24 protein-coding genes are annotated in these 21,942 nt (G+C 69.9%); 11 read left to right on the top strand and 13 right to left on the bottom strand.

The features are described 5' to 3' along the window. On the bottom strand, nucleotides 1–240 hold a 240-nt coding region (locus ABS64_RS11250; protein WP_292683615.1), incomplete at its 3' end, for a cytochrome ubiquinol oxidase subunit I. Between the two features lie 100 nt (nucleotides 241–340). Then, a complete protein-coding gene (locus tag ABS64_RS11255; protein ID WP_005051389.1) occupies nucleotides 341–964 on the bottom strand; it encodes an ArsR family transcriptional regulator in 624 nt (207 codons plus the stop codon). A gap of 380 nt (nucleotides 965–1,344) precedes the next feature. Here ABS64_RS11255 and ABS64_RS11260 point away from each other — a divergent pair, with 380 nt between their 5' ends. Continuing rightward, on the top strand, nucleotides 1,345–2,649 hold the full coding sequence (locus ABS64_RS11260; protein ID WP_292683618.1) for a PHB depolymerase family esterase: 1,305 nt from the start codon (nucleotides 1,345–1,347) through the stop codon (nucleotides 2,647–2,649). Nucleotides 2,650–2,927: 278 nt separating this feature from the next. On the opposite strand, the gene ABS64_RS11265 is transcribed toward ABS64_RS11260, so the two are convergent. The 5 genes from ABS64_RS11265 to ABS64_RS11285 all read right to left on the bottom strand — a co-directional run bounded on the left by ABS64_RS11265 (nucleotide 2,928) and on the right by ABS64_RS11285 (nucleotide 6,699). Further along, nucleotides 2,928–3,863, bottom strand: a complete 936-nt coding sequence (locus tag ABS64_RS11265; RefSeq protein ID WP_288120593.1) for a PHB depolymerase family esterase — start codon at nucleotides 3,861–3,863, stop codon at nucleotides 2,928–2,930. Nucleotides 3,864–3,885: 22 nt separating this feature from the next. Continuing rightward, a complete protein-coding gene (locus ABS64_RS11270) occupies nucleotides 3,886–4,530 on the bottom strand; it encodes a dihydrofolate reductase family protein (RefSeq protein WP_288120595.1) in 645 nt (214 codons plus the stop codon). Nucleotides 4,531–4,614: 84 nt separating this feature from the next. After that, nucleotides 4,615–5,646 carry an LLM class flavin-dependent oxidoreductase gene (locus ABS64_RS11275; RefSeq protein ID WP_288120597.1) on the bottom strand — a complete coding sequence of 344 codons (1,032 nt, stop codon included), beginning with the start codon at nucleotides 5,644–5,646 and terminating at the stop codon, nucleotides 4,615–4,617. Between the two features lie 45 nt (nucleotides 5,647–5,691). Then, nucleotides 5,692–6,183, bottom strand: coding sequence for an FBP domain-containing protein (locus tag ABS64_RS11280; RefSeq protein WP_112932823.1), 492 nt, complete (start codon nucleotides 6,181–6,183; stop codon nucleotides 5,692–5,694). A 183-nt stretch (nucleotides 6,184–6,366) separates the two neighbouring features. Next, nucleotides 6,367–6,699 (bottom strand): hypothetical protein, encoded by a 333-nt coding sequence (locus ABS64_RS11285; RefSeq protein ID WP_292683625.1) that lies wholly within the window; start codon nucleotides 6,697–6,699, stop codon nucleotides 6,367–6,369. A 56-nt stretch (nucleotides 6,700–6,755) separates the two neighbouring features. On the opposite strand from ABS64_RS11285, the gene ABS64_RS11290 reads away from it, so the two are divergent. The 6 genes from ABS64_RS11290 (at nucleotide 6,756) to ABS64_RS11315 (ending at nucleotide 13,326) form a co-directional block, all read left to right on the top strand. Then, the gene (locus ABS64_RS11290; protein WP_039411528.1) at nucleotides 6,756–7,706 is read left to right on the top strand and encodes an aldo/keto reductase; all 951 of its coding nucleotides are present in this window, start codon (nucleotides 6,756–6,758) and stop codon (nucleotides 7,704–7,706) included. 20 nt (nucleotides 7,707–7,726) lie between these two features. After that, the gene (locus ABS64_RS11295) at nucleotides 7,727–8,473 is read left to right on the top strand and encodes a sulfurtransferase (protein ID WP_292683626.1); all 747 of its coding nucleotides are present in this window, start codon (nucleotides 7,727–7,729) and stop codon (nucleotides 8,471–8,473) included. 50 nt (nucleotides 8,474–8,523) lie between these two features. Then, the gene (locus ABS64_RS11300) at nucleotides 8,524–9,600 is read left to right on the top strand and encodes a crosslink repair DNA glycosylase YcaQ family protein (RefSeq protein ID WP_292683628.1); all 1,077 of its coding nucleotides are present in this window, start codon (nucleotides 8,524–8,526) and stop codon (nucleotides 9,598–9,600) included. Nucleotides 9,601–9,633: 33 nt separating this feature from the next. Further along, nucleotides 9,634–10,599 (top strand): squalene cyclase, encoded by a 966-nt coding sequence (locus tag ABS64_RS11305; RefSeq protein WP_292683630.1) that lies wholly within the window; start codon nucleotides 9,634–9,636, stop codon nucleotides 10,597–10,599. Between the two features lie 103 nt (nucleotides 10,600–10,702). After that, nucleotides 10,703–12,013 (top strand): aminotransferase class V-fold PLP-dependent enzyme, encoded by a 1,311-nt coding sequence (locus ABS64_RS11310; protein WP_292683631.1) that lies wholly within the window; start codon nucleotides 10,703–10,705, stop codon nucleotides 12,011–12,013. Next, complete coding sequence (locus tag ABS64_RS11315) at nucleotides 12,010–13,326, top strand: LLM class flavin-dependent oxidoreductase (protein ID WP_292683633.1); 1,317 nt, start codon at nucleotides 12,010–12,012, stop codon at nucleotides 13,324–13,326. Before ABS64_RS11310 ends, ABS64_RS11315 begins: the two co-directional genes overlap by 4 nt. A 132-nt stretch (nucleotides 13,327–13,458) precedes the next feature. On the opposite strand, the gene ABS64_RS11320 is transcribed toward ABS64_RS11315, so the two are convergent. Genes ABS64_RS11320 through ABS64_RS11335 form a run of 4 tightly spaced genes read right to left on the bottom strand, consistent with a single transcriptional unit; the run spans nucleotide 13,459 to nucleotide 16,648 of the window. After that, nucleotides 13,459–14,388: an ABC transporter substrate-binding protein gene (locus tag ABS64_RS11320; protein ID WP_036286192.1), complete on the bottom strand. Its 930-nt coding sequence runs from the start codon at nucleotides 14,386–14,388 to the stop codon at nucleotides 13,459–13,461. Nucleotides 14,389–14,424: 36 nt separating this feature from the next. After that, entirely contained in the window at nucleotides 14,425–15,138 is a 714-nt protein-coding gene (locus tag ABS64_RS11325) for an ABC transporter permease (protein ID WP_016464418.1), read from the bottom strand. Next, nucleotides 15,135–15,827, bottom strand: coding sequence for an ABC transporter permease (locus tag ABS64_RS11330; RefSeq protein WP_292683636.1), 693 nt, complete (start codon nucleotides 15,825–15,827; stop codon nucleotides 15,135–15,137). The genes ABS64_RS11325 and ABS64_RS11330 overlap by 4 nt, the downstream gene beginning before the upstream one ends. Next, nucleotides 15,824–16,648 carry an ATP-binding cassette domain-containing protein gene (locus tag ABS64_RS11335; protein ID WP_204947617.1) on the bottom strand — a complete coding sequence of 275 codons (825 nt, stop codon included), beginning with the start codon at nucleotides 16,646–16,648 and terminating at the stop codon, nucleotides 15,824–15,826. Before ABS64_RS11335 ends, ABS64_RS11330 begins: the two co-directional genes overlap by 4 nt. Before the next feature lie 93 nt (nucleotides 16,649–16,741). On the opposite strand from ABS64_RS11335, the gene ABS64_RS11340 reads away from it, so the two are divergent. After that, nucleotides 16,742–18,169 (top strand): NAD(P)/FAD-dependent oxidoreductase, encoded by a 1,428-nt coding sequence (locus tag ABS64_RS11340; protein WP_292683639.1) that lies wholly within the window; start codon nucleotides 16,742–16,744, stop codon nucleotides 18,167–18,169. A 28-nt stretch (nucleotides 18,170–18,197) separates the two neighbouring features. Here the strand turns inward: ABS64_RS11340 and ABS64_RS11345 are convergent, their stop codons facing one another. After that, nucleotides 18,198–19,058: an NAD(P)H-binding protein gene (locus ABS64_RS11345; RefSeq protein ID WP_292683640.1), complete on the bottom strand. Its 861-nt coding sequence runs from the start codon at nucleotides 19,056–19,058 to the stop codon at nucleotides 18,198–18,200. Between the two features lie 95 nt (nucleotides 19,059–19,153). On the opposite strand from ABS64_RS11345, the gene ABS64_RS11350 reads away from it, so the two are divergent. Continuing rightward, nucleotides 19,154–19,516 (top strand): helix-turn-helix domain-containing protein, encoded by a 363-nt coding sequence (locus tag ABS64_RS11350; RefSeq protein WP_292683642.1) that lies wholly within the window; start codon nucleotides 19,154–19,156, stop codon nucleotides 19,514–19,516. 9 nt (nucleotides 19,517–19,525) lie between these two features. On the opposite strand, the gene ABS64_RS11355 is transcribed toward ABS64_RS11350, so the two are convergent. Further along, nucleotides 19,526–20,194, bottom strand: coding sequence for an NAD(P)-binding domain-containing protein (locus ABS64_RS11355; protein WP_292683644.1), 669 nt, complete (start codon nucleotides 20,192–20,194; stop codon nucleotides 19,526–19,528). Nucleotides 20,195–20,242: 48 nt separating this feature from the next. On the opposite strand from ABS64_RS11355, the gene ABS64_RS11360 reads away from it, so the two are divergent. Further along, entirely contained in the window at nucleotides 20,243–20,623 is a 381-nt protein-coding gene (locus ABS64_RS11360) for a DUF3054 domain-containing protein (RefSeq protein WP_292683646.1), read from the top strand. A gap of 27 nt (nucleotides 20,624–20,650) precedes the next feature. Further along, complete coding sequence (locus tag ABS64_RS11365; RefSeq protein ID WP_292683648.1) at nucleotides 20,651–21,931, top strand: M18 family aminopeptidase; 1,281 nt, start codon at nucleotides 20,651–20,653, stop codon at nucleotides 21,929–21,931. Nucleotides 21,932–21,942: the final 11 nt, after the last annotated feature.

The raw sequence follows: 21,942 nt of genomic DNA on the forward strand, positions 1-21,942 counted from the left end.
GCCGAACTGGAACTCCTGCACGATGCCGGTGACGATGCCCATCGCGAAGTTGATCAGGAAGATCTTCCCGAAGAAGCGCGTCAGGTGCAGCCACTTCACGTCGCCGGTGCGGTGCCACACCGTCTGGAAGATGGCGACGAACAGCGACATGCCGAGCGTGAGCGGCACGAAGATGAAGTGATACAGGGTCGTCAGGCCGAACTGCCAGCGTGCCAGCAGTAGCGGGTCCAGGAAGTCCATCGTCATCCTTCCGAGGGCGGGAGTCTTCTTCGTGACTGAAGCTACACAGGGATTTCCCAACCCCAGGCGCCCTGGGCCGTGAAAAAGAACCGAGATCTGATCAGGCCGTGGCGCCGGCGAACATCAGCTGGACGACGCACTCGCGCGGGTCGCAGGACGGGCGCATGTCATCGACGGCGAGGGGCCCGCCGGCGGCGCTGAGCACGCTCTGCATGAGACCCAGGTGCACGCGGCACAGCACTTCGCGATGCTCGGCCTGGGAGGAGGCGTGTGCGCAGGGGGTGAGGTCGACGGTCAGCTCGCGCTCATCGACCAGTGGATCGAAGCCGGCGTCGATCAGGTCCTCGACGAGGGCGTCGACCTGATGGAGGGCTTCGGTGTCGAGCTCGGGCGCGGCTCCCGGCAGCACGCGGCGCATGAGGTCGCCCCGCTCGGCGGCGGCGCGCACCTTGCGGCGCTGGATGGCGCTGGAGGCCAGGATACCGTCGGCCGCACTGTAGAGCACGCGCGGGCGACCGCGAGTGGTGCGGTGCTCCGCCGCCGACACGACGTAGCCCTCGTCGATCAGACGCTGCAGATGCTCGCGCACGGTGTTCGGGTGCAGGCCCGTCGCCTCCACGATCTCGGTGATCGTGCGACGCGGCTGCTCCTGGACGAGGTGCAGGATCTCGACACGTGAATAGCTGGAAATGGCGCTGTACCCAACCGGGCGACCTGTGGTCATGCCTCATATTATTCACGGTGTCGCTCGTGTGCGCCACCCCCGATCTGCGGGGGTTTCTTCCGGCCCTGCGGAAAGGGGTGCTCGTGCCGTATCGCTGCGCGTCGGCATCCGTTCACCTGCCGTCGATCCGGCGTTCTTCCGCACCCGCAACCGTCGGCAGTGCCGCCGTCACGGTGGCCCCGCCGACCCCCTCATCGAGCGTTCGTCTCGAGTCTGGAGCCGACTTGTCCTCCTCGCCCTCGCGCCTTCGCGTGACCGCGCTGCTCGCGCTGCTCGCGGGTCTCGGCGCGCTGCACAGGCGCAGCCGCCGGCGACGAGTCGGGCAGATCTCTCCCGCGGCGCTCAGCGATGGCCAAGGTGTGTCGCCCTAGAGTCGGTGCATGCAGATCTGGCAGTTGCCGATCATCGACGGAGCTGTCCCGATCATCGTCTACACGATCGCGGGAGCGTTCCTTCTGATCGTGCTCGTGCGTCGTTGGAACAGGCGCGCCATGCTGTGGGCAGCGGGGGGTGCGCTCGCCGGAGCCGGGCTGGGCGTGGCGCTCGTGCACGTCGTCGACCGGATGCAGCTGTTCGGCCCGGCGCCCCTGCCGGGATTCGTCGTGCCGTGGGCGGCCGGTGTCCTGGCTGCCTCCGGGTTCGCGCTCGGCGCGCTGGTGGGTGCGCGGTGGTGGCGGCGGATCGTGTCCGCCTTCGCCGTCCTGGTGTTTCTCGTCGCCGCGGCGGTCGGTATCAACGCCGGTTTCGGCCTGAACCCCACCTTGGCGACGCTTTTCGGCGTGTCGGGCTACGACCCGCTCGAGCTGCCCGAGGTCGGGCCGACCACCGATGTTCCGTCCGTTCCGCTCGCGCAGTCCTTCGTGCCGCCCGCCGGAATGCCGACCAAGGGGTCACGCGGCACGCAGGTCATTCCTGCCACGGCATCCGGCTTCGCCGCCCGCCCCGCGGGCATCTACCTGCCCCCCGCCGCGCTCGTTCCGAACGCGCCGGCCCTGCCGCTGGTCATCATGATGATGGGCCATCCCGGCAACCCCGACCCGACCGCGATCAGCGACGTGCTGGACGAGTTCGCCGCCCGCAATCACGGCCTGGCGCCGATCGTGATCGTCGCCGACCAAGTCGGCTCCGCCAACGCCGACACGGCGTGCGCCGACTCTGCGGCCCTCGGCCGGGCGCGCACCTACGTGACGCAGGACGTCGTCGCGTGGGCGAAGACGCACCTGCGCATCATCAACGATCCCGCCTTCTGGACCATCGCCGGGTACTCCAACGGAGGAGGGTGCGCGATCTCCTTCGGCGCCGACTATCCGACGTTGTGGAAGAACATCCTCGACATCTCGGGAGAACCCTTCCCGGGATCCGAGCAGGTCGCCAACATCACCAAGACCGTCTACGGCGGCAGCAGCGCGGCTTTCGAAGCCTCCAAGCCCGTGAACATCCTGGCGGCCGCTCCGGCCGGGACGTACGCCGGGATGACGGCGGTGTTCACGGCGGGATCCGCCGACCCCGCATACATGGCGCACGCCGACACCCTGGCTGCGGCCGCGCGGAAGGCGGGGATGGCGGTCACCCGGTACGACATCCCGGGCGTCGGGCACACCGGGGACGCGTTGAAGCTCGGTCTGGTCGAGGGCTTCACCGTGCTCTATCCCGTTCTCGGACTCTCGGTCGCTCAGACGCGGTAGCGAGCTGTTGACTTCTCGTCAAGATCGACTTCCTCAAGACTTGCGCAAGATCCGTGCGCTCCGAGCGGCTCGCGAGGCCGCAAGAGCGCTCTATTCAACCGAATGTGCAGGTTGGCGCAAGATTGGCCATATTCACTGGGCGTCTGCGGCTCGAAGACGTAGCGTCGTGACTAAGCGATCCGGCGCCCGAAGCCGGGCAGCGATACGATGAAGGCGACTGTCGGTCTGGGGGGATGAGACGGTCGCCTTCATCGTTCGTCTTCATCGTTCGTCTCCGCTCAGCCGGATGCCGCTCGTCGGTGCGTGTCGAAGAACGACCACAGCTGCGCGGTGGCATCCCATCCCCGGTAGACCTGCTCGCCCTGGGGCGTGGATCCGCCGTCGGGTGAGGGCCATTCGTGGCCGTACCCGGCGATGCTGACGAGCTGTACCGTGCGGGAGTCGGGGCAGGCGGCGGTCTCGGTGGTCAGCGGCGGTGCCGAGGTGGTGACGTCCTCTTCGCACGAGGCCGCTCGCGCCCAGAGCGCGTGCACATCTTGTTGTGCGGTGGCGTCGATCCGCGCGGTGCCGACGGTGGACGCGCCCCCGTCGTAGAGCACACGGGTGTCGTCCACACCGTGCACGGCCATCACCGAGATCGGGGCGGGAGCGGTGCACTCCAGCCCGACCGGCCTCGTTCCGGACACGGGGCCGATCGCGGCGAAGAGCGTCGTCTCGCACGCGAGTCGGTAGGCCATCATCGCGCCGTTGGACATGCCGGCGGCGAAGACGGCCCCGGCGTCGATCGAAACCCGCTTCTGCACATCGGCAACCGCCGCGGCGATGAACGCCACGTCGTCGGTGCCGTCGCGGGCGGACGAGCCGCAGCATCCCCCACCTGCATTCCAGGCCCGGCCGTCGCCGTTGGGGTAGAGGATGACGACGCCGTGCTCGTCGGCGATCCGGTCCCATCCGTACGACGCCTCGGCCTGCTGAGCCGACCCGTAGCCGCCGTGCAGCATGACGACGAGTGCGGCCGGCGCGGAGGGATGAGCGGGCACGTACAGCCGATACGACCGGTCGTGGCCGTCGACGGTGAGCTGATGCTCCGACTTGCCGACGGGGGCTCCTGCTGTGGCAGGGGAGGGCGCGGGTGGATCCACCCGAAGGCGCGCGCACGCGGCGAGGCTCGCCACGAGCGTGAGCAGTGCGATGACGGCGATCGCCCGGCGCATCTGCGGCTGCCTTCCCGATGCCTCAGCGGCGGAACGTGAGGTGGGTCACGCCGCTTTCGGCCGCCTCGGCGCGGACCTCGTACCCGTTCTCCAGGCCGCGCAGGTCGTCCCAGAGGCGGATGCCCCGGCCGAGGATGATCGGCACGACGGCCACGTGCAGGTCGTCGACCAGCCCGGCATCGAGGAAGGAGCGCGCGGTCGTTCCGCCTCCGCCTATACGGATGTCACCGCCGGCGGCGACGGCGCGCGCCTGGGCGAGGGCATCCTCGACCGACGCCTCGATGAAGTGGAAGCTCGTGCCGTTGGCCATCTCGATGGGCGGACGCGGCGTGTGCGTGAGGACGAACACGGGCACCCGGAAGGGCGGCTCGTCGCCCCACCAGCCCCGCCACTGAGGATCGTCGCCGTGTTCGTGCAGGCCGAACATGCCCGCACCCATGATCTCGGCGCCGAGGTCGGCGAAGTAGCGCTGCGCGTACGCGTCGTCGACGCCGGTGGTCCCCGCGCCCGTGTCGTCGTGCAGGACGCGCTCCCGGAACGTCCGCGTCGCCGTGTAGTCGCGGGTCAGGCGCCCCCAATCCTCGCCGAAGGGGTTCTCCGGGGTCTGATCGGTGGTCGTTGCGAAGCCATCGATAGAGATGTTCAGGTCCAGGCGCACGCGGCTCATGACGACCAGCGTCGGTCATCGTCAGCCTCGGCGCAAGGTCGCCCCGGCCCTGTCCGCGCGATCCAAACCCCTGCGCGAGAGAGGTCAGGCCGACGCGAGCGTCGACTGCCAGCCGAGGGCGGGCGCGACGTGCGTCGCGAACGACTCGATGATGCGCAGGTTGAACTCCACACCCAGCTGGCTGGGGATCGTGAGCATCAGGGTGTCGGCGGACATGACCGCGGCATCCTGGAGCAGCTGCTCGACGAGCACGTCGGGCGCGGCGGCATACGTCTTGCCGAACGTCGAACGGAAGCCGTCGATGTAGCCGATGCCGTCGCCCTCCTGGCTGTGGCCGAAGTACAGCTCGTCCTCCGCGGTCGTGATCGGGAACACCGATCGGCTCACCGAGACCCGCGGCGTGCCGGCGTGGCCCGCCTGCGCCCACGCGGCGCGGAAGCGATCGATCTGCTCGGCCTGCAGGATGTCGAACGGGCGCCCGTCGGCCTCGGTGACGAGGGTCGAGGACATCAGGTTCAGTCCCGTGCGTCCCGCCCACTCGGCCGTGTCGCGCGAGCCCGCGCCCCACCAGACGCGCGAGCGCAGACCCGGCGCGTGCGGCTCGATGCGCTGCATTCCGTGGCCGCCGCCGAAAGGCGAGTTGGCGTCGCGCTCGGCCAGACCCTCGCCGTCGATCGCGCGGAGGAACAGGTCCATGTGCTCGCGTGCGAGGTCGGCACCGCGCGGGTCGGATGCCGAATAGCCGAACTTCTCGTAGCCGCGCACGACCGTCTCGGGTGACCCACGGCTGACGCCGAGAGCCAGCCGACCGTCGGAGATGAGGTCGACCGCGGCCGCCTCCTCCGCGAGGTACAGCGGGTTCTCGTAGCGCATGTCGATGACGCCGGTGCCGACCTCGATCCGCTTCGTCTTCGCGGCCATCGCCGCCAAGAGCGGCATCGGGGCTGCCTGCTGCCGTGCGAAGTGGTGCACCCGCACGGCGACCCCGTTGACGCCGAGGTCGTCCATGCCCTGGGCGAGATCGATCGCCTGGTGCAGCATGTCGCCGGCGGTCAGCTCGCGACCACCGCCGAGGGGGCCGTAGTGGCCGAACGAGAGAGTTCCGAAACGTTGCATGATGATGACAACGCTACGCTTTCGATATCCATTCCGCTGAATGGGTCAACGGCCGTCGCGGACGCTGCGCACGAAGGCCTCGACGTTCTCGCGCAACGCGGCGATGCGCGTCGCGCGCGCGGCCTCGACGTCGAACCCGATGTATGCCGACGCGGGGCGGCGTCGCACGTTCTCATTGCATTGGAAGCGGTCGCAGGCGAGCGTGCCGACCGTGTCACCGCGCCGCCCGGCGTCGCCGACGCGCTTGGCCGTGAACAGCAGCACGTCGTTGGGCAGGTGGATGTCGTTGCACCACGAGCACTGCGCGCGACTCTTCGGTCGTGCGTCGGCCTGTCGCAGCAACAGCCCGGTCGGTTCCCCGTCGAGTTCGACGACGACGTAACCCACCAGCGCGAGCTTGCGGTCGCGTGCGCCGTAGAACTGCAGCGCGTCCCAGGGTGTGTCGGAGACGCCGTTCGGGAGGGTGAGGCTGCGGCGCTCGGACTGGGTGACGTTGATGAGCGATGCGCGGATCTGCGCTTCGGTGAGTGCGTGCATGAGCATGCCTTTCGTGAGGTCGTAAGAGCGGATGCCCTGGCGGCATCCGTGAAGCGAGGTCGACGTTCGGTGCCGGGGCGTCTGACACGCGGCTCACGGCGCCGAGGCGAACTCACCTCTCATCGGCGAAGAGCTCGCCGATAACCTCCCTCTGGCCCGCACGTCGGGGGCCGTTCCCGATACTCACCCCTCCAGGCTACGCCTCTGGTCTGCGGTGGTGGCGCGGGGGGGTCGAAGGCCGGTCTCGATCACGATGCGACCGTCCGCGATCACGCCCGGGCCGTCACCGGGAATCGGGGCGGGGGCCGGAGTGATCTGCTCGGCTTCCCACACCGCCTGCGCCTCTGCCACGCTCGGACGCCAGACCTTGTCGAACCCGAAGGAGCCGCCGGACGGCCGAGAGACGGCCTCGCCTCGCCGGCGTCGGCGCGCCGTGTCCCAGGCGTACCAGCAGAACCACAATGGTGCCGCGCTGAGGATCACCAGGAAGAACCACATCACGGCAGCCCCGATCATGACGTCAGCGTAAGACCCGGGGAACACCTCCGCCACGGCGGTGGTTGGATCGAAACATGACCCGCATCGCGCACACCGACATCGACGTCTTCCCCCTCGCCCTCGGCGGCAACGTGTTCGGCTGGACGGCCGACCGCGAGGAGTCCTTCCGGATCCTCGACGCGTTCCACGCCGGCGGCGGCACCTTCATCGACACCGCCGACTCCTACAGCGCCTGGGCGCCGGGACACACCGGAGGCGAGAGCGAGACGATCATCGGCGCATGGCTCGCCGAGCGCGGCCACACCGACGTCACCGTGGCCACCAAGGTCAGCCAGCATCCGCAGTTCAAGGGACTCGCGGCATCCACCGTCCGTGCCGCCGCCGAGGCTTCGCTGGAGCGCCTGGGCGTCGAGTCGATCGACCTGTACTACGCGCACTTCGACGACGCCGACACGCCCCTGGAGGAGACGGTCGCGGCCTTCGGCCAGCTCGTGTCCGACGGTCTCGTCCGCTACACCGCCGTGTCGAACTACTCCGCCGACCGCATTCGCGAGTGGGTGCGCATCGCCCGCGAGCTGGGCGTCGCCGAACCCGTCGCCATCCAGCCCCACTACAACCTCGTGCACCGCGAGACCGAGAACGACATCGTGCCGGTCGCCGAGGAGTTCGGCCTGTCGCTGGTGCCGTACTTCTCGCTCGCGAAGGGCTTCCTGACGGGCAAGTACCGTTCGACGGATGCCGCGGCCCACGACACGCCGCGCGCGCAGGGTGCCGCGGTCTACGCCACCCCGCAGGGCCTGCAGATCATCCAGGTGCTCGAGCGCATCGGCGCCGCCCACGACGTCTCGATCGCCGCGACCGCCCTCGGCTGGCTGCGCGCGAAGCCGACCGTGGTCGCCCCGATCGCATCGGCATCGAAGCTGTCGCAGGTGGCCGACCTTCTCGACGGCGGCCGCGTCGAGCTGACGGCCGACGAGGTGGCCGAGCTCGACGAGGTCTCGGAGTGGACTCCGACCGACATGTGAGCGCGCCGTAGGCTCGAACGGTGTCTGCCGCTCCTGCCGTGCTCAACGTGTCCGCCTACCTGTTCACCGCGCTCACGGATGCCGCGCAGCTGCGCGGGCCGATGCGGGAGCGTGCGGTCGCGGCGGGGCTGAAGGGCACGATCATCCTCGCCGAGGAAGGGATCAATCTCTTCCTGGCGGGTGCGGCGGAGCCGTTGCGCGCCTACCTCGACGAGCTTCGCGCCGACCCTCGCTTCGCCCCGCTGCGGGCTACCGAAAGCTGGTCTTCCGCGCAGCCGTTTCGCAAGATGCTGGTGAAGCTCAAGCGGGAGATCATCCGGATGGACCGCCCGACGATCCGCCCGGCAGAGGGGCGCGCTCCGGCGGTCTCGCCGGAGACGCTGCGCCGCTGGCTCGATCAGGGGCACGACGACGCGGGTCGCGAGGTCGTCATGCTCGACACCCGCAACGCTTTCGAGGTCGACGACGGTGCCTTCGAAGGGGCCCTGGACTGGCGGCTGGAGCGTTTCACGCAGTTTCCGGATGCCGTCGCCGTACATCGTGGCGAGCTGCGCAACAAGACGGTCGTCAGCTACTGCACCGGCGGCATCCGGTGCGAGAAGGCTGCGCTCGTCCTTCGCGAGGAGGGCGTCGAGGCCTGGCAGCTCGATGGCGGCATCCTGGGGTGGTTCGCTGCGCAGGGGCAGGCGCACTACCGCGGCGACTGCTTCGTGTTCGATGAGCGCGTCGCCGTCGACAGTGCACTGGCGCCGGCCACGGAGGCCTGACGGCGGCACGGGCGGCGGCGCGTGTCCGTGACGGCGAGTACGCTCGCGGCATGCATCACCTGAGTCGGGAGCAGGCGCGACGCATCGCCGTGCGCGCTCAGCTGCTCGACGCCGACCGCCCCGGAGACGTCGTCGAAGTCGGCGAACAGCTCGGGTCGATCAAGATCGATCCCACGGCCACGATCGCGCCCGCTGAGCAGACCATCCCGTTCACCCGGGTCGGCTGGGGGTACGAACCCGGCCAGCTCACCAAGGCGGTCGAGGACGATCGAACGCTGTTCGAGTTCGACGGGCAGTTCCACGCGGCATCCCTGCGGCCTGCGCTGCTCGCCGGCATGCGTGCGCGGGTGTTCCGAGCGCAGGCGGCGGGCTGGTTGGAGGCGAATGCGCGTTTTCGCGCAGACGTTCTCGCGCGCCTGCGCTCCGACGGCCCGTTGCTGGCGGGCCAGATCGACGATACGAGCCAGGTCGCGCACAAGGACGAGGCCGGCTGGTACGGCTCGAACCAGGTGCCGCGGATGCTCGACCTGCTGTCCTACGTCGGCGAGGCGGCGGTCGTCGGTCGCGCGGGCCGGCAGCGTGTGTGGGACCTGGGTGAGCGGGTGTACGCCGACGTGCCCGTGATCGATCCCGACGAGGCGGCGCGCGTGTTGCAGCAGCGCCGGCTGCAGGCCGCCGGCATCGCGCGGCAGAACTCGCGATGGACGCCGGTGGGCACCGTGGGAGAGCCGGCAACGGTCGAGGGATCGTCATGGTCATGGCGGGTCGATCCGGCAGCACTCGCCGCGCTCGACGACGACGCCGGAGGTCGGGTGGCGATCCTCAATCCGTACGACGGCATGCTCTTCGACCGTCCACGGTTGACCGAGCTCTTCGAGTTCTCCTTCGTGCTCGAGCAGTTCAAGCCCAAGGCTCAACGTCGCTACGGATACTTCGCACACCCGATCCTCGTGGGTGATCGCTTCGTCGGTCTTCTGGATGCGGAGCTGGACAAGAAGAAAGAGAACCTCGTGGTGACCGCCGTGCACGAGTTCATCGAGCTCGAACCCGAGGAGCGCGAGATGGTGGACGCCGAGATCGGTGATCTGGCCGACTGGCTCGGTGTTCCCGTCCAACGGGCGCGGTGAGGCGCGCGGGTCTGGCGAGGGAGGGGTGTGCGCATGATCGACGAGACCGTTCGGGACTGGCTGCTCGATTCGGACCCCACGCTGCGATGGCAGGTCGAGCGCGACCTCCTGGACGAACCCGCCGAGGTGTGGCGCGCGACGCGCGCCCGAATCCCTCTCGAGGGCGACGGCGCGCGTCTGCTCTCGTATCAGGACCCCGACGGACAGTGGGCGGGCGGCGCCTTCTTTCCGGACGGCTTCGATTTCGCCACCCAGGATGAGATTCCCGGTCAGCCGTACACCGCGACGACCTGGACACTGACGACCCTGCGCGAGTGGGGGATGGATGCCGCCGCGCTCGGCGACACGGCCGACCGGCTGGCCGTGAGCGCCCGTTGGGAGTACGACGATCTGCCCTATTGGGACGGTGAGGTCGATGTCTGCATCAACGCGATGACGCTGGCGAACGGGGCGTGGCTGGGTCGCGACATGTCGCCGCTCGCCGCGTGGTTTGCCGCTCATCAGCTGCCGGACGGCGGCTGGAACTGCGAGTGGGTCGACGGGTCGGTGCGCTCATCGTTCCACTCGACGATCAATGCCGTGCGCGGCCTGCTCGCGTACGAGGAGCTGACCGGTGACAGCTCTGTGGCGGCCTCGCGGCGACGAGGCGAGGAGTACCTGCTCGCCCGGCGTCTGCGCACCCGCCTGTCGACCGGCGAACAGGTCGGACCCTGGACGGATCTGCTCGTGTATCCCTACCGAGCGCCGTTCAGTGCGCTGAAGGCCGCCGACCACGTCACCGCGGCGGCCGTGCACGACGGCATCCTTCTGGATCCGCGCGCCGCCGACACTCTCGAGATCGTGCGTGCCGGCTGTCAGAGCGACGGTCGCTGGCTGCAGGGGTTTCACTTTCCCGGCGAGGTGTGGTTCCCCTTGGATGTCGAGGTCGGTGAGCCCTCCAGATGGGTGACGTTCCTCGCGCTGCGCGCGCTGTCGCGGGCGGGAGCGGCGTCGGCCTGAGTGGGCCGTCACACGACGAAACGCGATTGGTCCTCCACCTCGCCTGACCGCGACGATGGGTCGGTCATCGACGCCCGATCCGTCGATGCCGACAGGAGGACCCGTGAGCAGGCGAGCATTCACCACACGGCAGCTGCATGACCGGCCGCGGCGAGACAACGGCGCGATCGCGGCGGCCCGTGCGACGCCGATCTATCTCACCGCGGGGTTCGAGTTCGGCGAGTACGACGACGCCGCCGCGCATTTCGGTCGCGGAGAGGGCTACGCGTACACGCGCATCGGCAACCCCACGATCGACGCGGTCGAGCACACCCTCGCCGCGCTGGAAGGCGGCTCGCAGGCGCTGCTGCTGGCCAGCGGACAGGCGGCCACGACGGTCGCGCTGCTCTCGCTGCTCGAGGCCGGCCAGCACATCGTCGCCTCGACGCACATCTACGAGGGCACGCGCGGGCTGCTGCGCGAGAACCTGCCGCGCTTGGGCGTGACGACCGACTTCGTCAGCGAGATCGACGACCTCTCCGCGTGGGAGGCCGCCATCCTCCCGACGACCCGTGCTCTGTTCGCGGAGTCGATCTCGAACGCGAGCAATCGACTCGTCGACATTCCTGCGCTCGCCGCGCTCGCGCATCGGCACGGGATCGTTCTGGTCATCGACAACACCTTCGCCACTCCGTACCTCGTCCGGCCGCTCGAACTCGGCGCCGACGTCGTCGTCCACTCGGCGAGCAAGTTCCTCGCGGGCCACGGCAGTGTGCTCGGCGGCGCGATCGTCGACAGCGGCCGGATCGACGCCGCCACGGTCGCGCACCGGTACCCGCATCTGGTCGCGGCGGGTCGCGGCGGCGCGCCGAGCCTCTTCGAGCGGGTGGGACAGGACGCGCGCATCGCCTATGCCCGTGAGTCGGTCGCCCCGCGATTCGGGCCCACGCCGTCGCCGCTGAACGCCTTTCTGATCGGACAGGGCATCGAGACGCTCAGCCTGCGCGTCGAGCGCCAGAGCGCCAACGCCCAGGCCCTCGCCCAGTGGCTGGAGAGCCGCCCGGAGATCGCTTCGGTCGACTACGTCGGCTTGGCCTCGCATCGCGACCACGAGCTCGCGGTGCGAGACCTCACAGACGGGTTCGGAGCCGTGTTCAGCTTCACCCTCCGTGGCGACGTCGAGACGGCGCGCCGGTTCGTCGAGGCTCTCGAGGTCTTCACGCACATGACGCACCTCGGCGATGTCCGTTCGCTCGTGCTGCACCCGGCATCCACCTCGCACGCGGCTCTGACCGACGCCGAGCGCACCGCCGTCGGCGTGCACCCCGGAACGCTGCGGGTTTCGATCGGCATCGAAGATGTCCACGACCTGATCGACGACCTTTCGCAGGCGCTGTCGGTCGCCAGCGACGTTCCCGTCGCGGTGCTCGCGTGAGCCGTCTCCAGCACTTCGGATGGTTCCTCGCGCGCGGCTTCGGCCCGCACGGCTGGGGCCATCCGTACCTGGACTGGAACTGGCAGTGGACGCGTCCCGAGCTCTATCAGCAGTCGGCGCGAGAGCTGGAGCGTGCCGGTTTCGAGTTCGTGCTGATCGAGGACGCCCCGTCGCTCGGTTCGCCCGACACCATCGACCTGAGGGTGCGGCACGCCTTCGGCGGTCCGAAGCTCGACCCGCTGCTGCTGGCCCCGTACCTCTTCCAAGCGACGACCCGCCTGGGTGTGATCCCGACGGTCAACCCGGCCGCGTACCTTCCCTACACGGCGGCACGCCAGTTCGCGACACTCCAGCATCTGAGCGGCGACCGGCTCGGCCTCAACGTCGTGACCGACACCGGAAGCGCCCGCCATTTCGGCGACGCCCCGCAGCTGAGCCACGACGCCGCCTACGACCGCGCGGAGGAATGGCTTGACGGCATCCGCGCGCTCTGGAACTCCTGGGGAGAGGGCGCACTCGTGCGCGACACCGCGACCGGCGTCTACGCCGACGGCACCAAGCTGCGTCCGGTGCGCCACCGGGGCGAGTACTTCGCTTTCGACGGTCCGCTCAACGCCGTGCGGTTCGAGCGCGGCGAACCCGTCATCGCCTCACCCGGCGGTTCGGGGCGGGGTCTCGGCTTCGCGGGCGCGAACTCCGACGTCCAGCTCGCCCTGGCGCCTCTCACCGAACAGAGCGTGCGCGCCTACCGGGCCAAGATCCACGCCGCCGCGCTCGAGCGCGGGCGCTCACCCTCGGACATCACGATCATGTTCGCGATCCAGCCGGTCATCGTCTCCTCGCCGGAGGAAGCCGACCGCGTCGTGGCGGCGTCGGCCCACCCCGACGATGCGGTGTTGCGCGTGATCGCGCAACGGCAGTCCAGCGACCTGGAGACCGACATCACCGTGCTCGATCTGGACGCCCCGCTGCCGGAGGGACTGTTCGCCGAGCACGTCTCGCAGGGCTCGATCCGCCGGCTGATCGGAGATCGGGATGCCGCGACGGCGCCCCTTCGCGCCCACTTGACCGCCCTCGCGCGAGCCGGGCGCATCTCGGATCGCAGCGGCTTCGTCGGAACCGCCGAAGAGTTCGCCGACATGATCGAGGAACTCGGCGAGTGGGGCAACGACGGCGTGCTGCTGTGGGGCGACCTGCACCCGGTCACGATCCACCGCACTCTCGACGATCTCGTTCCGGTGCTTCGTCGCCGCGGCATCCTGCGCGACGAGCTGTCGGACGGCGGCCTGCGCGCGAGTCTGCGCTCGTTCTGAGCCGCGACCGGGGGTGGTCTGCGTTTCGACGCGCTGCCCGCGCTCAACGACCGGGGGATGGAACCCCGGTCGTTGAGCGCGGAGCGCAGCGACGAGTCGAAACGCAGACGAGTCGAAACGCGGCGCGACGGCTCAGCCCAGGCCGTTGGCCTTCAGCCAGGAAGCCGCGATGTCCTTGGTCGACTTCTGGTCGACCTTGGACTCGACGTTCAGCGCGATCAGGCCCTCGGGGGTGAGCTTCGCGTCGACCGCGTTGATCACATCGGCCGCGTCGGCGGGGAAGGAGCTGTTCACGAGCGGCACGACGTGCGACGCGAGGAAGAGACCCTTCGGGTCCTCGAGCGTGACGAGGTTCTTCGTCTTGATGCTCGGGTCGGCGCTGTAGACGTCGGCCAGCTGGATGCCGCCCGCGACGAGCTCGTCGACGGTCGTGTCGGCCGTGGCGCTGAAGCTCACCGTGACGCCGTAGATGTCCTTCAGCCCGGTGGGGCCGTACGGGCGCTGCTCGAGCTCGGGCGCGCCACCGAGCACGAGGTTGGGCACGTTCGCGAGATCGGCGATGCTCTTGAGGTTGTGCTGCGCCGCGAACGCCGCCGTCACGTTGTACGAGTCCTGGTCGGTCGCCGACGCCTGGTCGAGCACACTCAGTCCTTCGGGCAGTGCCTTCTTGAGGGCCGCGTACACGTCCTCGGTGGTCGTCGCGGTGGTGCTCTTGTCGAAGTACTGCAGAAGGTTGCCGGTGTATTCCGGGGTCAGCGAGATGGTGCCGTTCTGCAGCGACGGCACGATCGCGTCGCGCTGGCCGATGTTGAACTTACGGTCCACCGTGAAGCCGGCGCCTTCGAGTGCCTGAGCGTAGATTTCGGCGATGATCTCGTTCGAGTAGTACGCCTGGGAGCCGATCGTGATGGTCTCGGACGAGCCGGTCGCACCGCCGGTGGCGGCGGGCTGCTCGAGTGAGCTGCTGGAGCCGCAGCCGGTGAGGGCGAGGGCGGTGACGGTGAGCGCCGTGGCCGCCAGGGCCAGGCGCGCTCCGAAGCGGGAGGTGCGCAGTGCGGACATGAGGGGTGCCTTTCGTTGGGTGCTGTGGAGAGGAAGTCAGGATGCCGTGGCAGCCCGGGTCGCCGCCCGCGGCCGGGCGGAGCGCCCGGCGACGCCGCGGGGCACGACGATGCGCTGCAGCAGCGCGAAGACGCCGTCGAGCACGAGCGCGAGCGCGACGACGAGGAGCGAGGCGCCGAGGATCTGCGCGGTGTCGCGCAGCTGGATGCCCTGGATGATGTAGAAGCCGAGCCCCCCGAGGCCCACGTAGGTGGCGATCGTCACGGTGGCGACGACCTGGAGGGTCGCGGAACGGATGCCGCCGATCAGCAGCGGCAGCCCGAGCGGGACCTCGACCTTCCACAGGATCTGGCGGCCGGTCATGCCGACCGCGCGCGCCGCGGAGATCGTGGAGCGGTCGATCGCTTCGAAGCCCGCGTAGGCGCCGGCGAGGATGGAGGGGATCGCCAGGATGACGAAGGCCACGACGGCGGCCTGGCTCTTGTAGACGACGCCCACCAGCAGATACAGCAGCACGACCAGACCGAGCGTCGGGATCGCGCGCGCCGCTCCGGACAGGGCGACGGCGAACTCCCGTCCGCGTCCGGTGTGGCCGATCGCCCAGCCGGCCGGAATGGCGATGAGCGCGGCGAGGAGCACCGAGCCGAAGGTGAACGCGAGATGCTGAGCGATCGCCTCGGGCAGGGGAAGCGAGCCGGTGAGGCGGTCGGGGGAGAAGATCCACGCGAAGGCGTCGACGAAGAGGTTCATGCGACCCCCTCCGACGCGAAGCGCCGCAGCGCGCGACGCTCGGCCCGACTGCCGTCGCGGCGCGGCGCCCAGGGCATGAGCAGGCGGCCCGCCAGGACGAGCAACAGGTCGAAGAGGAGGGCGATCAGCACCACGATCACCACGCCCGCGAGCACCTCGGGGATGATCCGCCGCTGCAGGCCGTTGGTGAACAGGTACCCGAGGTTCTCGACGCCGATGAGGATGCCGACCGTCGCCAGCGCGATCGTGGAGGTGGCGGTGACGCGCAGACCCGCGAGCAGTACCGGTCCCGCCAGCGGCAGGTCGACGGTCCAGAACCGTCGCCAGGGCCCGTAGCCGACGGCGATGGCGGCGTCGCGGGTGGCGGCGTCGACGGAGTCGAGGCCATCGGTGACGGAGCGTGTCATGATCGCGACGCCGTAGACGGTCAGCGCGATGATGAGGTTGTTCTCCGACAGGTAGGGGATTCCGAAGACCGCCCACAGCAGCGCGAACAGCCCCAGCGAAGGGATCGTGTACAGCAGGCCGATCGTGGTGAGCACCGAGCCCCGCAAGGCCGTGTAGCGCCACGCGACCCAGCCGAGGGGAAGCGCGATGACGAAGGCCGCGACGATCGCGATCGCGCTCTGGCGCAGATGCGCGAGGGTCAGCCCGCCGATCAGATCGAGGTTGTTGACGACCCAGTTCATGGCGCTCCGTCGACCAGCACGCCCTGCGCGCGACCCGCGGCATCCACGAGCACGGTGCCGTGCGCGGTCTTCTTCGCGGTGAGGGCGCGTGAGCCCCGCTCGACGCCGACGAATTCGGCGACGAACTCGCTGGCAGGCGCGGCGATGATCTCGTCGGGGGTGCCGACCTGGGCGATGTGGGCGCCCTTTTCGAGGATGACGACCTGGTCGCCCAGCAGGAAGGCCTCGTCGATGTCGTGGGTGACGAAGACGACCGTCTTGTCGAGGTCGCGCTGCAGGCGGATGGTCTCGGCCTGCAGTTCCTTGCGGACGATCGGATCGACGGCGCCGAACGGCTCGTCCATCAGCAGGATGTTGGGGTCGGCGGCGAGGCCGCGGGCGACGCCGACGCGTTGCTGCTGTCCGCCGGAGAGCTGACGGGGGTAGCGATCGGCCAGAGACCGATCGAGACCGACGATGTCCAGCAGCTCGAGGGCACGCTCTCGCGCCTGTTTCTTCGGCGTGCCGTTGAGGATCGGAACCGTGGCGACGTTGTCGACGACGCTGAAATGCGGAAGCAGTCCCGCGTTCTGCAGCACATAGCCGATGCCGCGGCGCAACTGAACGGGATTCCGATCGCGGATCGGCTCTCCGTCGATCGTGATCTCGCCGCTGGTCGGCTCGATGAGCCGATTGATCATCCGCAGCAGCGTCGTCTTGCCGCAGCCCGAGGAGCCCACGAACACGGTGGTCTTGTGGGCGGGGAGGACGAGGCTGAACTCGTCCACAGCGGTGGTGCCGTCAGCGAAGCGCTTCGTGACGGAGCGGAACTCGATCGCCATACGTCCTCCGGTTCGGATGATCCACCCAACCACATCCCTCCGACACCGTGACAGGGGCTGGAATCTGGCGTCACAGTCGGATATGCGTGGGGGATGGAATCCGCAGAGTACGACCTCATCGTGATCGGTGCCGGGCCGGTGGGCGAGAACGTCGCCGACCGTGCCGTGCAGGGAGGGCTGACGGTCGCGATCGTCGAGTCCGAGCTCGTGGGGGGTGAGTGCAGCTATTGGGCGTGCATGCCGTCCAAGGTGCTGCTGCGGGCGGGCGCGGCCCGCGCCGACGCCGCTGATGCCCCGGGCGCCCTGTCCGCTGCGCCGTCGGGACCCGTCGACGTGGCGGCCGTGCTTCGCCGGCGCGACGAGATCGTGCATGACTGGAACGACTCCGGTCAGGTCGAGTGGCTCGACGGCGCCGGCATCGCTCTCGTTCGCGGCCACGGGCGCCTGAGCGCGCAGCGCGAGGTCACGGTGCGCCGGGGCGGGACGGATGCCGTCGTCCTGCGCGCCCGCCACGCCGTCGCCGTCTGCACCGGATCGGCGGCGCTGCTGCCGGACATTCCCGGGCTTGCCGATGTCGATCCGTGGACCTCGCGCGAAGCGACGGGCGCACAGCAGGTGCCCGCGTCGCTGGTCATCCTCGGCGGCGGCGTCGTCGCCTGTGAGATGGCGACCGCCTACGCGTCGTTCGGCTGCGCCGTCACCGTCCTCGCCCGCTCCGGCCTGCTGAGGGGGATGGAGCCCTTCGCCGGCGATGCCGTGACCGCAGATCTGCGCTCGGCCGGTGTCGAGGTGCGCACCGGCGCCGAGATCCAGGCGGTGTCGCGGGATGCCGGCACCGGCACCGTCACGGTGACGCTCGCAGACGGAGCGGTCACGGCATCCGAGATCCTCGTCGCGACCGGACGCGTGCCGCGGACGGGCGACGTCGGGCTGGAGACCTCAGGCCTCGAGCCCGGCTCGTGGCTCGACGTCGACGACACGATGCGAGTCCACGGCAGCGACTGGCTGTACGCCGTCGGCGACGTCAACCACCGGGCACTGCTCACGCATCAGGGCAAGTACCAGGCGCGGGCGGCCGGTGACGTCATCGCGGCACGGGCGCGGGGGGCCGCGGTCGACGATCAGCCGTGGGGTACGCACGTCGCGACGGCCGATCATGTCGCCGTCCCCCAGGTGGTGTTCACCTCGCCCGAGGTCGCCGCCGTCGGTATGACGGCCGCGCAGGCGCAGAAGGAGGGGCTCGCGGTGCGGGTCGTCGATTACGACCTCGCGAACATCGCGGGAGCGAGTACCCGCGCCGCCCACTATCGCGGGCAGGCGCGGGCGGTGGTCGACACCGACCGCGACGTGCTCGTGGGCGCGACCTTCGTCGGGGCCGACATGGCGGAGCTTCTGCAGGCCGCCACGATCGCGATCGTCGGCGAGGTGCCGCTGGCCCGGCTGTGGCATGCCGTGCCGGCCTACCCCACCCTCAGCGAGGTGTGGCTGCGGTGGCTCGAGGCGATCGGGCGCCCGGTCTGAGCGCGGCCGATCGCCTCGAGCCTCCGATTCAGCCCGCCAGCGCGGCGCGGAACGTGTCGACGACCGGGGTCGTCGGGCGGCCGATGAGGCGCGACAGGGTGCCGTCGGTGTCGGCGAGGACACCGCCGCGGATGCCGTCCTCCATGCTGGCCACGAACTCGGCGGTCCCGGCGTCGAGACCCGAGCCCTGCAGCGCGGCGACGAAGTCCTCACGCGAGACCGGCACATAGGCGACGTCCCGTCCGAGGGCCTCGCCCGCGGCGGCAGCGAGGTCGGCGTAGCCGAGGCTCGCATCGCCGGCGAGCTCGTAGATCCGACCGATGTGTCCGTCTTCCAGGAGCACGACCGCGGCGGCTTCGGCGTAGTCGGCGCGGGCGGCGGGGGCGACCCGGCCCTCGGCGACCGAGGCTGCGATGACCCCGGACGCGGCAGCACGCTGCACGTCGCCGGCGTAGTTCTCGGTGTACCAGTCGTTGCGCAGGATCACGGTGGGCAGCCCGCTCGCGGCGAGTGCCTCCTCGGTGGCCTTGTGCTCGGCGCCCAGCGGCCAGTCGAAGCTCGTGGCCTTCGACACGCTCGTGTAGACGAACTTCGAGATGCCGGCGGCGAACGCCGCGTCGATGACGTTCTTGTGACCGGCGTAGCGGCGGCCTGCCTCCGATCCGGAGATCAGCAGCACGGTGTCGACGCCGTCGAGAGCCGCCGTGATCGTGGCGGGGTCGTTGTAGTCCAGGTGCACGGTGCGCACGCCGCGTGCGGCGAGGTCGTCGATCGCGGAGAGGGTGCGCGCGCCGGCGACGATGTCGGATGCCGTGGCGCCGCGAGACAGCAGTGCGTCGACGGCGAGGTGGCCGAGGTGCCCGCTGGCACCGGTGACGAGGATGGTCATGGGAGGTCCTTTCGTTGGGGTCCGGGGAGAAGAACCGTGCCCGGCATCCCATGCATTCCAGAGATCGGGTACCCACTTTTCGGTAAGGTACCTACATGGCGGTAAGTCTCGCGGAAATCCGGACCCAGCACGACCAGGTCTTCACCGAGAACTGCCCCACTCGCACCGTGCTGGATCACGTGATGAGCAAGTGGGGCATCCTCGTGCTGCTGGCGCTCAGCGAGGGCACGGCCCGGTGGGGTCAGCTGCGGCGAGCGGTCGATGGCATCAGCGAGAAGATGCTCGCCTCGACGCTGCGCACCCTCGAGGCCGACGGGCTGGTCGTTCGTACCGCCTACCCCGAGGTGCCGCCGCGCGTCGAATATGCCCTCACTGCTCGCGGAGACGAGCTCATACAGCGAGTGCTGCCGCTGATGGCCTGGATCGCCGACAACGCGGACGAGATCGTCGCGCGCTGAGGACGTGCCTCAGCGCGTCGCGCGGGCCAGGTTCGCGCGCAGCTCGTCGGCGTCCTGGCGGACGACGTACGCGGGCTGGTCGCGCTCGACGCGCCAGCTCTCGGCGACCGATCCGATGTCGACCGTGTCGAAGCCGAACTCGTCGTAGACGGCGATCGCGAGGGCTGCGGCATCCGCATGGTCGCTCGCGATGGCGAGAGCCCGGCGACCCGGGGTGCCGGCCGCGGCGCCGTCGGTGAGGATGGCGGCGGCGGGGATGTGGTTGAACGCCTTCACGACGTGCGCGCCGGCGAGGTGGTCCTGCACCATCTGCGTCGTGGTCGTCTGATTGTCGTCGAGTGCGGCGATGTGCCCGTCGCGCTCCCAGTAGTAGTTGTTCGTGTCGAGGACGATCTTGCCGGCCAAGGCGGCGGCCGGGATGTCGTCGATCGCCTTCAGCGGCACGGTGACGATCGCCCAGTCCGCCGCCTCCGCGGCTTCGGCGGGGGTCGCTGCGCGCGCCGTCGCACCGAGCCGGGCGACGAGGTCCGCAAGGGTCTCGGGTCCTCGCGAGTTGCTGATGACCACCTCGTAGCCGCGAGCGACGAGGCCCTGCGCGAGTGCGCTGCCGATGTGTCCTGCTCCGATGATTCCCACTGTTGTCATATCGGTGGCAACGCCCGGTGTCCGCGCCGGCATTCCCACGCGCTGCCCGAGACCGCCGTGCGACAGGAGGAGGATGGAGGAATGTCGCGATCCGCCTCCGTTCTCCTCTCCTTCGTCCTCGACGCCGCGCTGGTCGTCACCTTCGCGGCCGTGGGTCGAGCCAGCCACGATTCCGACGTGTGGACGGGGCTTGCGATCACGGCGTGGCCGTTCCTGGCGGCTCTGGTGCTCGGCTGGCTGGTCGCGCGGGCCTGGAGGGCGCCGCGTGTGGTGGCGCGCACGGGTCTGCCGGTGTGGGCCGTCACCCTCGCCGGCGGCATGCTGCTGCGTGTGGTGTCGAGTCAGGGTATCGCCGTCTCCTTCGTCATCGTCGCGGGCATCGTGCTGGCGGTGTTCCTGCTGGGGTGGCGCCTGATCGCCCTGTTCGTGCAGCGCGCGCTGACGCGGCGCCGCGCGGCGTGAGCACAGGCGCCGAACTACGCTGAGAAGATGCCCGCCTCCGCTGCCGTCCGTGCCCACGCCGACGATCTCGCCGATTTCGTCGCCGCGTCTCCTTCGAGCTTCCACGCGGCTGCGGAGGTCGCGCGCCGCCTCGAGGATGCCGGGTTCACCTCGATCGTCGAGGAAGAGGGGTGGTCGCTCGCTGCGGGCGGGCGGTACGTCGTCGTGCGCGACGGCGCCGTCATCGCCTGGGTGGTGCCGCGTGCGGCCGATGCGCGCACCGGCATCCACGTCTTCGGCGCCCACAGCGACTCCCCGGCGCTGAAGCTCAAGCCGAAGCCGACCACCGGTCGCTTCGGCTGGCTGCAGGCGGGAGTCGAGATCTACGGCGGCCCGCTGCTGAACTCCTGGCTCGATCGCGAGCTGCGCCTCGCCGGGCGTCTGGTACTCGATGACGGCTCCGCCGTGTTGACCGCAACCGGGCCGTTGCTGCGTCTGCCGCAGCTCGCGATCCACCTCGACCGTGAGGCCAACGACCACCTCGCTCTGCACAAGCAGACCCAGACCCAGCCCGTCTGGGGGCTCGGCGACGCCGCGTCGGCCGACCTGCTCGGTGAGCTCGCGGCCGCCGCCGGCATCGACGCCGGGCGCATCCGTGGCTACGACATCGTGACCGCCGATGCCGCGCGCGGCGCTGTCTTCGGCAAGGACGACGTCTTCTTCGCCAGCGGCCGTCTCGATGACCTCGCGTCGGTGCACGCCGGCGTCACCGCCCTCGTCGCCGCGCCGTCCGACACCGCGCACATCCCGATGCTCGCGGTCTTCGACCACGAGGAAGTCGGCTCGGCGACGCGCTCCGGCGCCGCCGGCCCGTTCCTGTCGGACGTGATCGAGCGGGTGCAGCGCGGGCTCGGGGCCGACCGGGATGAGCAGTTGCGCGCGCTCGCGGCATCCTGGTGCGTCTCCAGCGACGTCGGTCACTCCGTGCACCCGAACTATCCCGACAAGCACGACCCCGTCGTCCAGCCCGTCCTCGGCAGCGGTCCGATCCTGAAGATCAACGCGAATCAGCGCTACGCGACGGATGCCGCCGGCGCGGCCGCCTGGCACGGCTGGTGCGACGCGGCGGGGGTGCTCTCGCAGGAGTTCGTCTCGAACAACGCCGTGCCGTGCGGGTCGACGATCGGCCCCATCACGGCGACGCGTCTGGGCATCCGCACCGTCGACGTCGGCATTCCCATCCTCTCGATGCACTCCGCCCGCGAACTCGCCGGCACGGCCGACCTGGTTGCGCTCACCCGCGCGGCGGAGGCGTTCTTCTCCTCCTGAGCGCCGTCGAC

The sequence above is a fragment of the Microbacterium sp. SCN 69-37 genome, from assembly GCF_001724435.1.
In the GTDB taxonomy this organism is placed as follows: Bacteria; Actinomycetota; Actinomycetes; order Actinomycetales; family Microbacteriaceae; genus Microbacterium; species Microbacterium laevaniformans.